Here is a 12,260-nt window from a genome sequence, read left to right as displayed (position 1 = left end):
CTAATCGGACCAATTCACTTGATGACGGACACTAACGACGCAACAAGGGCACATTGCAAGGACCGATTGCCGTCAAAAACTTGGCCATGATCAATGACACACACTACTCCCTAGAAAAAGTACTTGATACCGAAGTAAGGCCCGTGCTGGTCGACGTCATAGGCGAATTCTCCGGAACTCAGCGTGTCGCTATAGTCGACGCTGAAGTACCGATAGCCAAATGTGAGTGCGGTTTTCTCCCAGGGTTGGTAATCAAAACCAACATTCGCCCCGATTTGAAGGTCATTTCCGCCAGCACCGAAACCTCCAAGCTCCAAAGAAGCAATTCCGGTCCAGTTTTGGCTCAATCGCAACATTCCGCGTGCGCCGATTACGGGTTCGATCCAATCCTGATCGGCGCCCAATACAAGCGCACTACCGGGCCCCGGAGTGGTGATGTCGATTTTCTGACGAATGGAGTTGTACCTCAGCCCTCCCTGAAGATCGATGGCATAGCGTTGTTCATTCGCCCCATATGTGCCCTCCGCAATGCGGTAGGCCCCCAGAACGCCAAACCATTTTTGACGCACGTCGACGTTGAGGTCGGCAGCCAACGGGCCGGGCAACGTGGTATCCTGTTCGATACCCACATAGTTGGCATCGAAAATTAGTCCAATATTCCCATTCCACGCCTCATACCGACCTGCAGCAGCAAAATCGAGCACATCCAGTACGTCGCCAAGATCCAGATCCAGATCAGCGGATTGTCCGGCCACGGTCGATGTCCCTTTGGTTCTTAGCGGAGTGAACAGATAGAGCGAGACCCCATGACGCCAGCCGGCCTCGTCCTGGCCTGGCGCGGGAAGTGATTGAGCGGATGCAAGACCCGGCAGTGTCAGGAATGCTGCCGCAAGCGTCATGGTACTGACTTTCAGAGGATGTGGCATGGCTGTGTCCTTGAGTTAACAAAACTTAGTAATTGAATCTCAGCCCGATCCCGGCGCCTTGATCATAAGGACTATCTGCTCCGATCCCGATCAGCACATCTGCAAAGAAGGCAACACCGGGACTGAGATTCTTGCCAATCTGAAGCTCAGCGGTCGCGGGCCAGGCGTCGTTTCCCCAGTCATAGGGCGCCTTGATATCCGCTTTTGCCCAATACCCGTCGCCAAACGGCTGCAGCGCAATCAGGCGCATTGCGGATTGGTTGACATCAGTCGGCCCATTATACGATGCGAAATGCTGGACCAAAGGGGTCAGCGTCAACCCGGTGTTTGTGTTTGCAAAGGCGAAACCGCCAAATGGGGCGATCTGATCGGACCCGGTGCCGATGCCTTCATCGGGGTCGCCAAAGTCAAGGATCCATTCCAGCCCAAGCGCGGATTTGACGGCCCAAGTGTCATTCAGGGGTTTTTGTGACAGGAAATAGATCAGCTTGAAGCTAGTCTTTTCAAACCCGTTGAACCTCTCCCCGGTCGCATTCGTCGAATTGTAATGGAGCTCATATTTCAGCTTCAGACCAGGGCGCAGCATGTATGCGCCATCAATGAATACATCCTGACGATCTGCCCCACCTTCCAGATCAAAATACTGATAGCGAATGTCCGTGTTGTTGACCGCAGCCAATGGGTTTGACGCGTTTTCTTCTGCTCCGGCAGCGATACCCGCCATCAGAAACGCGGACGTCAAGATTGATTGGATAATGAAGTGGCGGAACATCATGTACTTGAAGAGTTCTCGTGCGATTGATGAGACGGTGGCTTTGCCACCACCGTCCCAAGTTCGTTATTGCCAGCTGGAAAAGACTTCCCTGGTCAGTTCGCTTTCAGGGCGAAGGTTCTCGATTCCTTCATAGGGAACACCCTTCCCAAGTGGCAGATGCGGGTGTTTGGCAATGGTTTTCTGATGGCGCTTGACCATGTCCTGAAAAGACGCCCCGGACCATAGGGAGTATCCGATAAGGGGATGTTCCTCGCGTGGGTCTCGGTAGACATTGAACACAGGAGCTGCTGCGCCCGGCTGGCCGGGGGCAGGCAGATGCATTTTGAATTCCTGTTTGACCACCGAGCGCAAGACCGGCCCTTCGTACACATAGACGTAGTCGCGACGCGAATTGCCTTCGCCTTCAAGCAGCAGCGCGGTCTGGTCGATTCCGTCAATTACACGGTCACGCGGAATGCGGTCGGTCGCCCCTGCGATCCGGGCAAAGGTGGTGAACAAGTCTGAGACATGCACGATGTCACCCGCCGCGCTGCCGGGCTCGATTGCGCCGGGCCATCGAATGAACGCATCTGTACGCACGCCACCTTCAAGATGCTGGGTCTTGCCGCCGCGGTAAATCAGCTGGTTCAGGCCGGAAGTCCCCTCGTAATGATACATCAGGCCATTGTCGGCCATTATCATGACGATGGTGTTGTCTGCCTTTCCGGTTTCATCCAGTTTGGCCAGCACCTCGCCGATCCAACCGTCCAGAATCTGCAACTTGTCGGCATGGAAGCCACCATTGCGGGAAACAGCTTCATCAGGATAGGCAAAGTTCAGCGGGTAGAGCGGCCAGTACTGCATGAAAAACGGGTCGTCCTGCGAAGCCAGCTTCTCCAGCTGTTCCAATGCCTGACGCTGATAGCGCAGGTTCATTTCTTCGTATTTCGCCTGCGTCCATTCCTCGCCCGGTGCCATATCGACTTCGCGGGCAAGACCACCAGCTTCACCTTCAACGCCAGTTACCAGACCGTAGGGTTTGAACCGTTGATCCAGCTGAAACTGGTTGGACTGACCCGACGCATGGTAGCCAAGCATGTTGTTGGCGACCATTGCGTCCCGTATCATCAGGCTCAGTTGAACTTGCTGGTGCAAAGGAAAGGCCGCCCAGTCAAACCCCTGATTGTGCGGATAGGATTGTTCAATATCGCCCTGATGCCATTTCCCGACATGCGCGGTGTTGTACCCTTCTTCCTTCAGGATTTCGGCAATCGTGACTTCTTCGGCCGCAAGACCCTCACCGACCAGTGCAACCTTGACCTCTTCCACGCCCGCGCGCGCCGGATGACGACCTGTCAACATCGCTGTTCGTGTTGGCGTGCAGGATGGCTCGGTATACATCCTCATCAAGGACATGCCTTCGGTGGCAAAATCGTTGATGTTGGGCGTATCGAAACCGGTGACATAGTTCATAGTCCGGTTGCCCATCTGACCGAAGCTGACATCGTCGATCAGAATGTAGAGAATATTAGGGGGCTTGTCGCCATTGGCGTCACGGATTTCTGCAAGCTTTGCGTCGATTTCCGTATCCTGAACGTCCCATTGATCGTCAAATTGTGCGCGGAGAAACTGGAACTCTCCGTCATGAATGATGGGCGCATCCTGAGCAAAGCTCGCGCCAGCCATCAGCACCATGGCCGAGGCATGTTTAAATATTGATCTCATCGGTATCCCTTCCCCATTTTCGAGTTACATCTTTCCTGCGCGCCGCAGTGACTGGGCAATTTCATCCCGAAGACCATCCAGGGTTTCGCGGATATCGCAGGCAAACTGGTACGATTGGCTTCCCGGCTCAGCATTCATGGAGAGATACTCGTCGCTGAGAAGCTGGTAGTCCCGGCAAATCTCATCGAACACCGCGTCCGCGCGCCGTAAGCCTGCAATTGCGGCTTGGTGGTTCGGAAACAGGGTATCAAGCACGTAACCTTTCAAATTCGACGCTCGTTCGACTAATCAACAGATTCCCCGAATTGTTGGCCGAATTCACTTCTCACAAAAGGTTTATCGGGGCATAATACGGTATAATCAGAGATGTAACTTGCTGAAAAGATGGGATTATCCAAAAAAACATCGACTAGTATTGGTGGTGGCAGAACGCCTGACGCCAAAGATGTGCGGGTCGCGCTTCAACGACTTGTCGGGTCCCAGACTTTCGCTGGATCACAGCGACTGCAGGACTTTCTTATCTACGTCGTCGAGGAATCGATCAACGGTCGAGCCGATGAAATCCGTGCCAAAACAATCGCCATGGATGTCTACGGCGCGACCATGTCCGAGATGGCGCGAAGAGAAAATGTGGTGCGGGTGGACGCCGGTCGCCTGCGTCGCAAGCTGGCCGAATACTATGTCGAAGATGGCCGCGATGAAGTCACTGTTTTCGATCTGCCAAAAGGCGGGTACGCACCTGAGATATCGATTAGATCGCCCGGGACGGATCAGCCCGAACTACCTGAGACGGAAACCAAGACTTACACCTGGCCGCGCCCGTTCATTGGGATTGCAGGGGTTTTCCTTATAATCTGTGTTGCTGTGGCAATTGCGTTAATGTCGACAAATCGTGGGGTTCCAGTCAGCCTGCCAGTCGATAGCCTGAGCCAAGATGAGCGCAGCGCGATATTTGATGCATCCCCCATGCGGCTTCAGTCCGTGAACCTGGCCAATTCGGGCCGCGATTTGATCTTTCCGGCCTTGGAGCCCGCGCGACTGAACGGAGCCCTGACAATATTCAAGGGGGCAATCGAAAACGACGACAGCTATTTCGGAGGCCATGCAGGAGCCGCGCAGGTTGCAGCAACGATAGCGCTGGTTACACCGGACGCTGATCCGACCGGCGACGTGCTGCGTTACGCGGACACACGGGCCAGCCGGGCGATTGAATTGGCACCCGAAACGGGGTGGAGCCAATCTGCAAAGGCCTGGGTCGAATTTACCAAGGGAAATTGGCCTGAAGCTATGGAGTTCTCGTACAGAGCACAGCGTCTGGCACCAAACGACGTACATGTATTGGAGTTCGTGTCACTGATCCTGTTGTACTCAGGTGAGTTCGAAAAAGTCGTGGCGACCAGCGAAGATGCACTGTCAAAAATAGATTTGGACCGGGGTTATGTGTTTCAGAACGCGATGGGGTCTGCAAAGTTTCATCTGAAGGATTTCGAAGGGGCCGTTTCCGCCTTTGAGCAGGTGACCGAAAAGGGCGGCCCCGTCGGCCCTGTGTCTGTTGCCTATCTGATGGCAGCTCATCAGATGCTGGGCAACGAAAGTGAAGCTCAGGCCTTGTCGGACAAACTCTCGCGCGAGTGGCCTGACAGCCGGGTGGATATTTTGTTTCAGAGACTGTTCGCGAATCCAGAATACGGGGTGGAACTTGGTGACGCTATGAAACAAGCCAATTGGCATCCAAAAGTTAACGAATGAAGTTCGTGTCTCGGCTATCGGAGTCTTTTCAGTACGAACTGGTCACTGTGGTCGAATAACCATACATCCTTCCCAGCCTCGGAGTGGTATAGGCCCGTGCCCCATCGCCGATGGATTTCGAAGACGGCCCATATCGGACACTGGCCAGTACTCGAGCCGCTGCGTTGCAGCATTACCAAAGCGGACATCGCATCGAGTTATGTCAGCGAGATGGGCGCGAAGATGCCTGTTTCGGCCTGCAGCGACAGGAGGATCACCATGCCATCGGGGTAAGGAACCCGATGGCAAGCCAGAGGAGGAGCGGCACGGCGGCGAGCGATCCCCACATTCCGCCGCGCTTCCTAGCGCCGACGCCAACGATCCTCGGGGCGGCTGACGCAGGCAACGCTTCACTCAGCGGGCGATCTCGCGGTTGTAGCGTGAGGCCCATTCAGGCTGCATCTTGATGATGTGGTCCCAGTCGAAGTCTATGAGCCGGGCCACCTCCTCTTCGCCGTAGATCACCTTTTCGGCGAGCGCGCCGGGAAGCTCCAGCGACTTGATGGTCGGCCCGTAATAGATCTCTTCAGCGTAGGCCAACTGGCATTCGGGAGAAAGATGGAGCGACACCCACTCCTCCGCGAGCGCCTGGTTCCGGGTGCCTTCCGTGATGCAGGCCACGTTCAGCGCCACCGGCATCCCCTCGGTGGGGTTAGACACGATGATGTCGGGGTTCACGGTGTCGGCGAACTTCTGGGTGAAGGAGCCGAAGTCGACGCTCGCCGCCGCCGCGCCAGCTTCGAACATGCCGCAAGCTGGGACTGGCGCGACTGGAACGCAGTGAACGATTTTCAGCTCCGCGATCGCCTCGAAACCCGGGTCAATGTTGAACTCGTCGCCGCCGTGGGTGCGGGCGGCCATCAGGAGCGCCGCCGTGCCCTGCGCGCCCGGATAGCTCGGCCATGCGAGCTTGCCGGCAAGGTCCGGCCGCCAGAGATCGAGCCATGACGTGATGGGCGCATCCACCATCGTCTGATTGTAGACTGGCGTCACGGAATTGAACGCGACGCCATAGCCGCCCTTCTTGGCGAGTTCGTAGAGGTCGTCGAACCCGGCGACCTCGGGCTTCGGCGCCTGGGTGACACCGTCGGTCACCGCCCGACGCGACTCAAAGATGTTGAGGTAAATGACATCGAAGGACGGTTGGCCGCGCTCGGCATAGGCGCGCGCCCAGCGCTCCACCGTACCGCCGAGGACGTACTCGATCTCGACGCCGTATTTCTCGACGAGCGGCTCGGCGATGAACTTCTTGGTGATGCGCTCTTGGGCGCCGCCCCAGATGCCGACGACCAGTTTGTCGCCTGCCTTGATCTCGGCACGCGCGGGGCCGCTGATGATGGCCGGGGCCGCGAGCACCGATACGCCCGCGAGAGTTCCGGCGGTAAAGGTGCGCCGGGTGAGGCCGGGTCGTCGATGGCTGCTCTCTGGGTCTATTGGCATGATATACCTCGCATTTACTGTGCTGCTGACACCTTAGCAGAGAATGAGCGAGGCGTTGTCGCACCGTGCTCCTGCAACACACTATTCTACTAGCGCGTGACTCGCTCAGTATGGCGCATATCCTGCGGCATTGAAATAATTCTAAGCGTGATTGGGCGTCACGAAGTCGACAACCTCACCGATGCGATGCCAGAGACCGTCGACGGTGCGTTCTGCGGCATTTCTCAGGTGCGACTGGCTCGAGCGGTGTAAAAATCTTCAGTGTGTTGGGCCGGAGTAAGCTACGGTTCTTCAAAGCGTGCTTTGATTCAATGTCCGCTTTTCAGGATACACCAACCCACAGCGCTGCGGCGGCGAAAGTCTGCTCTCCGCCCTTCGTACCGAAGCTTAAACCCCTACCCTTCCCGGTCCAACTTTATCCAATAGCGCGTGTACCGAAGTTCACCTGTTCGGGTCAGAGCGCCCTTCTCTACCAGATCCTGCAGGTCCCGCGTCGCAGTGGCGCGCGACGTTCCCGTGATCGAGATGTAGTTCTCGGCGCTGAGCCCCCCTTTGAACCCGTCCGGTCCAGCCTTGAACAAACGGGCGATTACCTTGCTTTGGCGAGCGTTGAACTGGTCGCGATGCCGGTCATAGAAGTGCGTCTTGGCAATAAAGAAACCAACCCGTTCAAGGGTCACCTGTTGAGCTCTTAGGACGGTCTCGGCAAACCAGACAAGCCAAGGTGTGACGTCTAGCGTCTTTTGATGTCGTTCGAGCTGATCGTAGTACGCTTTCCGCTCTCGCTCTATCGTGAAAGCAAGCGCAATCAGGCTTGGTCGACCAATATTTTGCGCAAGGGATTTTTCAGCCAGCGCCCTGCCCAACCGGCCATTGCCGTCTTCAAAGGGGTGAATGCTCTCGAAGTACAGATGACACAATCCGGCTCGTATCAGTGCGCGCAATGGTTCGGGACCATCCGGTGCGGTCCGGTTGAACCAGGTGACGAACTGGTCCATTTCAGCCGGAACCCGATGTGAAGGTGGCGCTTCGAAATGCACCGTTGGGCGGTCGAGCCTGCCTGAAACGATTTGCATCGCATCCTCATGACTCCGGTATGCTCCAATCGTTTCCAGATGCCTGTCATGGGACAGAAGCATGTCATGCCACCGAAACAGGATGTCGTGTGACAGTGGTCCCGAATAGTTGGAGTAAACATCCACCATCATCTCTGAAACACCCTGCTCGCGCGGTTTGGATGGATAGCTGTCAGGAGCCAATCCAAGATGCCGACGCAAGGAAGATTGCACGCTGAGCCGATCCAACATCTCGCCTTCGATCGCGCTCGTTTTCATCGCTTCTTCGCTTAGCAGGTCGATGCGCAATTGATCGCGATCCGATCTGTTCACATGATGAACTGCTCCAAGAACTTCCCCTGAGGACAACAGGAACTGTTGCTCGTATGGTTCGAGTCTTGCGGCGTCGTAACGAAAAGTCGGCCAATCAGGGTTCTGCCAGTTCCACATCGTGAGGTATAAGCCCCCTTTCTATAACTCACAATTTATGGCCATGTGGTTTATAGAGGTCAATCCTATTGCTCATTTTTCTAACTCTTCAATCTGATCGTCGATTGAACGTGTAGTCTGAAAACAGTAGATCTCATCCTGTTTCCACAAATCTACGTAGCATTGGAGGTCCGCGACAGCATTGCCATTGGGGCCAGCTCTCCCTTTTCGATCTTAGCCAGCAGTGAAATCAGGTAAGCCCCTGGAGATTGAATTTTCTCAGCGCGTTGAAAGATGTATCCGAGAACGATGAAGCGAATAGCTGGGCCTAACGTTGATTTCATTGCATACCAGGTTTGGCCAAGCCGTAGATACTCGGCGATATCATCCATAAGTCGATCACAGTGGTGCTGATCTTTTGCAAAGCGTAGTTCTGAGCACAGCCGTGGAAAACAGCGCTCCATTTGGTCTGTAGAAACCTGAATCTGAGAGAGTTTTTCTTTCTTAACTTCCAGATTCAAAGAGTCCTCTTTGTGCCCCTCAATTTCATTGCCACTGGCCCTCAAATTTTCTGTATCTGCCTGTGTTATCTCGGAGATTTCCACAGAGATTTCCGTTAGCAGTTCACGGAGTAAGTTTGCGTCTGGCTTACGCCGCAGAGCATTGCGCACGGTGACCATCAAACCCGAGATTTTGGCGTCGTTTGCTAGGAGCTCCCTGAGGCGCGCTAGAGCGGCCGAAACTTTGTCGCGGAGTACAGTGAACTTGAGCACTCGATCAGCATGCCCTTGGGCTTCTTGGATGAACTCTGCATGCCTTTCAGACAATGGCATCAAGGACAGCCCAGTTGCGGTGACCACCCTGCCCTGTCGATCCCGGCGTGCCCAACGTTTACCGTTTGCGCTCATGACGCGGCGGATAATTCCAAGTTCAACCAGCGTCGAGATATGACGCTCAACAGTCTGCACGCTGACATGAGTTCGTTTGGCGATCGCCGCGTTGGAAGCGAAGCAGATGTGATGATCATCTTGGTCCAAAGCAATCTGATCACTGGTCACAAAGGATATCATTGTTCTCAGGACATTGAGAGTTGTGGACTTTAACCCAAGAGGTTCTCTGGCCTCTTCAACGGCGCGAAGAAGTATCCATTTTTGGGGCGTACTACTCCCCTGCCCTGCCTTTCCCGACAAGGTTGCTCCATTTGGAGCCAATGCTGTTAGTGTTTTCATGAGATTTTGTCAGCAGACAAAGATTACCCGTTCGCTCGAGAGCGTTTTCTCTTGTGTGGCGATTCGGGTGCTGCTAGATTCTAGGTGTCTAATCTAAGAATTGCGCTTTGCGCAGCAGCCCTCGAAGCTCCGGTTTCGGGGGTTTTCTTTGTTTACCTTCCTCCTTTCTGCTCGTCCTCAGTTCTTTTTCTTAGTGTTTACAGCTGTAAACTCAGCGTGTGAGCGCTTTATGATTTCAGCCATATTTTCGTCTAACCAGTTGGCGAAGCCAGCGTTAGCTCCGGCCCTTTTGACCGAGACAGTTAGTGATCCATTGTTGGATTTTATTGTGACGCCCTCAATTGGGCTGACCTCAGCAGCACCTTCTTTTTGTCGTGCTCCACGCTTGGCAGCAGCTCTAAGAAGCATTTCCAGCCGATCATCTGACGACATTGATGGCTCTATTGATGCAAGCAAGTTTGTAGCTTCATCTTCCGCCAGCTTGCCCGCAATGAAGTGTTCGGCAAGCACGGTCCATTTCGGACGGCCAGATTTTGGAGCTGCGCCGATCATGTCACCAATCTTTGTGGGAATATGCTGCGTAACTTTTGTCAAGTGAGACAACCCTGATTTCGAAAGGTTCAGTACTTGTCGCACTGTCGCCGTATCATGTCCGGAAGTCAGGATTGCCTCAGCGAAACGTGCTTTCTCGTAGAAGGAGAGGTTGCGTCTCGCTGCGTTCTCAAGCCCCTTGGCGAGAAGTGCTGATGCATCGTCGATGTCCTGAACATTAGCGCGGACTTTGATCCCGAGTTCACGACAGGCTTTGAGTCTTCTCCTCCCATAAATCGCCTCGTATCGACCGTCGGATTTCGACCTTCTGACGAGAATGGGTACTTGTTGACCGCCGTCTTTGATGCTCGACTTCAAGCTCTCAAAGCTATCGTCATCTTCGTCAGGGTTTACAACTGTAAACTCGCCAAGCCTATCGGCCGGGCCCCAATCGTCGATAAGTGCAGGGTCAATCTCTCTGATTGCGGCAAGCGACCCTTGAAGCGCGCCAAGGGCAGGGGCATTGGTTTTTGGAGCTTTGTCGATAACCTTGGGGCTTGAGCGCGCAATGGTATTTGCGATTCCCGACATCTCCTGAAGCGATTTTCTAGCCATTAGCTGCGCCCCCATGCTTGATGGATCATTTGCTCTACCTCAGAGCCGATCGCATCCATTGAGTTCTTGGCCCGATCATAAGTTGCTCGTGTCATTTCCGACCGAATAACCTCGTAAATTGACTGTTTGAGCATCGTGGCGTCACTGATGGCGGTACTTTTGAGGGCCGTAGCCGACATAACGCGGTCCTGAAACAGTGCTCGCATGAACGAAGCCAATTGTTGGGACGGCACGTCTGTTGGTTCGTCACGTGTAATCAGGAATTTGAAGCTGTCGTATTCGAGCGTGGCGCCAGCATCTTCAATGACTGCCATGTAAGCACCGGCGAGTTCCAGAAATTGAGCCGTAGATGACACGTCCAGCATCGATGGTGTCAGTGGCACGAGCAATGAGCTTGCAGCAGCCATCCCTGCTATAGTCAGGAACCCGAGTTGAGGCGGGCTATCAATAAGAACTAGGTCAAAATCGCTTTCCACCTGGGCCAGGGCATTCCGTATTCTCGTAAAGAACGGATGGTCCGGGTTGGAGTGAACGGCAGATTCTGTCTCAAATTCGGAAAGAACAAGCCGTGACGGTGCCACAGACAGACCAGGGAAGTATGTTGGAACTACAACGTCTGCCATGTCTACCGGATCTTCATATCGGATCGCATCGTATATTGTCAGTCCGTCAAACTCTATTTCCGGACTAATGCCGCACATGGATGTAAGCGAACCTTGTGGATCCAGATCAACGGCCAGAACACGGTAACCGCGAAGTGCAAAATAGTGAGCCAGGTGAATTGTTGTGGTGCTCTTGCTGCTGCCACCTTTGAAGTTCATCAACTGCCAGACTTGGAGTTTTTCTCCTTCAGCCCGACGAGGGATATAGCGCCCTTTTTTGCGGGAGGTTTTCTCTAGCGTTTCGCGTGCTTCCCAAAGCTCTTGGGCATTGTAGTAACGCCGACCACTTCGCACGTCCTTTGGTTCAGGAATCGTTCCTTCGGCGTGAACTTTGCGCATGAACTGACCAGAGACACCTAGAAGTTCAGCCGCTTCTGGGGCTGCAAAGTTGCGAAGCGATTTGGTGTTATCAGGGGCAAACGCTGCAAGAAGATGTTCTCGGATAGCTGAGTTTAATCTCTCAGAAATTTCCGTGGCGAGTGCTGATGGTCGCTCTGCCGTAAGTGGTGTCACGGGAATCATGTAGTTGCCTCAAATTAAAGAATGTGGTCATTTTCGCGCCACTTGAGACAAACAGCCGTGATTCACTGCCCTAAGTCAAGAATTTTCGCCTATATTGTGGGCTACGCGGACCGTTAAACTACATGCGCTTTGTATCAGAGCCGGACGGTTTACAATTGTAAACCCAGTAGAAGAGAGTTGTGGGCTCGGAAATCAGAGGTAGATCCTCCGCAAATCAAGCAGGCATTCGGGTGAAACTTCTATACCTGCTCCACTTTGAGCGGAGCATTTCCTGCCGATGGATGAGGTCATGAATGACCGAGACGAATTGTAGGATCGGTATCAGAGAAGGGTAGGGGGGTTAGTTGGGCTGATTTCGTGCATCTCACCCCAACAAATCCGTTGCCGGGTTTTCTGCGATATCGACGTCGTCATAGTATTTCTGCGCCTGAGCGACGGAGCGGTGCAGGGACAGGCGCATGGCGGCCTGGATGGGGGCGCCGTCCAGAGCGGCCTGGGTCAGGAACCCGGATCGCAACCCGTGCGGCGAGGCGAAGCCCTGCGGCAGCCCGGCCAGGTGCAGACGGTGTTTGACGATCTGGGAA

General features: G+C 54.3%; 11 protein-coding genes. 1 reads left to right on the top strand and 10 read right to left on the bottom strand.

Annotation, left to right across the window (positions count from 1 at the left end; translation table 11 throughout):
* Positions 1-110: 110 nt before the first annotated feature.
* From Q5Y75_RS27935 to Q5Y75_RS27920, 4 genes are all read right to left on the bottom strand, one after another.
* Positions 111-926, bottom strand: a complete 816-nt coding sequence (locus Q5Y75_RS27935) for a hypothetical protein (protein ID WP_306203563.1) — start codon at positions 924-926, stop codon at positions 111-113.
* A gap of 25 nt (positions 927-951) precedes the next feature.
* Positions 952-1,650, bottom strand: coding sequence for a hypothetical protein (locus Q5Y75_RS27930; RefSeq protein WP_306203561.1), 699 nt, complete (start codon positions 1,648-1,650; stop codon positions 952-954).
* Positions 1,651-1,764: 114 nt separating this feature from the next.
* The gene (locus Q5Y75_RS27925; protein WP_306203560.1) at positions 1,765-3,405 is read right to left on the bottom strand and encodes a sulfatase-like hydrolase/transferase; all 1,641 of its coding nucleotides are present in this window, start codon (positions 3,403-3,405) and stop codon (positions 1,765-1,767) included.
* Positions 3,406-3,429: 24 nt separating this feature from the next.
* Positions 3,430-3,660, bottom strand: coding sequence for a hypothetical protein (locus Q5Y75_RS27920; protein ID WP_306203559.1), 231 nt, complete (start codon positions 3,658-3,660; stop codon positions 3,430-3,432).
* Positions 3,661-3,789: 129 nt separating this feature from the next.
* Between Q5Y75_RS27920 and Q5Y75_RS27915 the strand changes: the two genes are divergently transcribed.
* Positions 3,790-5,154 carry a tetratricopeptide repeat protein gene (locus Q5Y75_RS27915; protein ID WP_306203558.1) on the top strand — a complete coding sequence of 455 codons (1,365 nt, stop codon included), beginning with the start codon at positions 3,790-3,792 and terminating at the stop codon, positions 5,152-5,154.
* A gap of 393 nt (positions 5,155-5,547) precedes the next feature.
* Here Q5Y75_RS27915 and Q5Y75_RS27910 read toward each other — a convergent pair whose 3' ends face one another.
* From Q5Y75_RS27910 to Q5Y75_RS27885, 6 genes are all read right to left on the bottom strand, one after another.
* Positions 5,548-6,633, bottom strand: a complete 1,086-nt coding sequence (locus Q5Y75_RS27910) for an extracellular solute-binding protein (protein ID WP_306203557.1) — start codon at positions 6,631-6,633, stop codon at positions 5,548-5,550.
* 395 nt (positions 6,634-7,028) lie between these two features.
* Positions 7,029-8,138: a Fic family protein gene (locus tag Q5Y75_RS27905; protein ID WP_306203556.1), complete on the bottom strand. Its 1,110-nt coding sequence runs from the start codon at positions 8,136-8,138 to the stop codon at positions 7,029-7,031.
* Between the two features lie 152 nt (positions 8,139-8,290).
* Entirely contained in the window at positions 8,291-9,346 is a 1,056-nt protein-coding gene (locus Q5Y75_RS27900; RefSeq protein ID WP_306203555.1) for a helix-turn-helix domain-containing protein, read from the bottom strand.
* Between the two features lie 177 nt (positions 9,347-9,523).
* Positions 9,524-10,492 carry a plasmid partitioning protein RepB gene (gene repB, locus Q5Y75_RS27895; protein WP_306203554.1) on the bottom strand — a complete coding sequence of 323 codons (969 nt, stop codon included), beginning with the start codon at positions 10,490-10,492 and terminating at the stop codon, positions 9,524-9,526.
* On the bottom strand, positions 10,492-11,676 hold the full coding sequence (gene repA / locus Q5Y75_RS27890) for a plasmid partitioning protein RepA (protein WP_306203552.1): 1,185 nt from the start codon (positions 11,674-11,676) through the stop codon (positions 10,492-10,494). Before repA ends, repB begins: the two co-directional genes overlap by 1 nt.
* 364 nt (positions 11,677-12,040) lie before the next feature.
* Positions 12,041-12,260, bottom strand: a 220-nt coding sequence (locus Q5Y75_RS27885) for a site-specific integrase (RefSeq protein ID WP_510769694.1), incomplete at its 5' end; no start/stop codon positions are given.

The sequence above is a fragment of the Ruegeria discodermiae genome (assembly GCF_030758345.1).
GTDB lineage: Bacteria > Pseudomonadota > Alphaproteobacteria > Rhodobacterales > Rhodobacteraceae > Ruegeria_C.
This window is presented reverse-complemented; position numbering and strand designations above follow the sequence as displayed.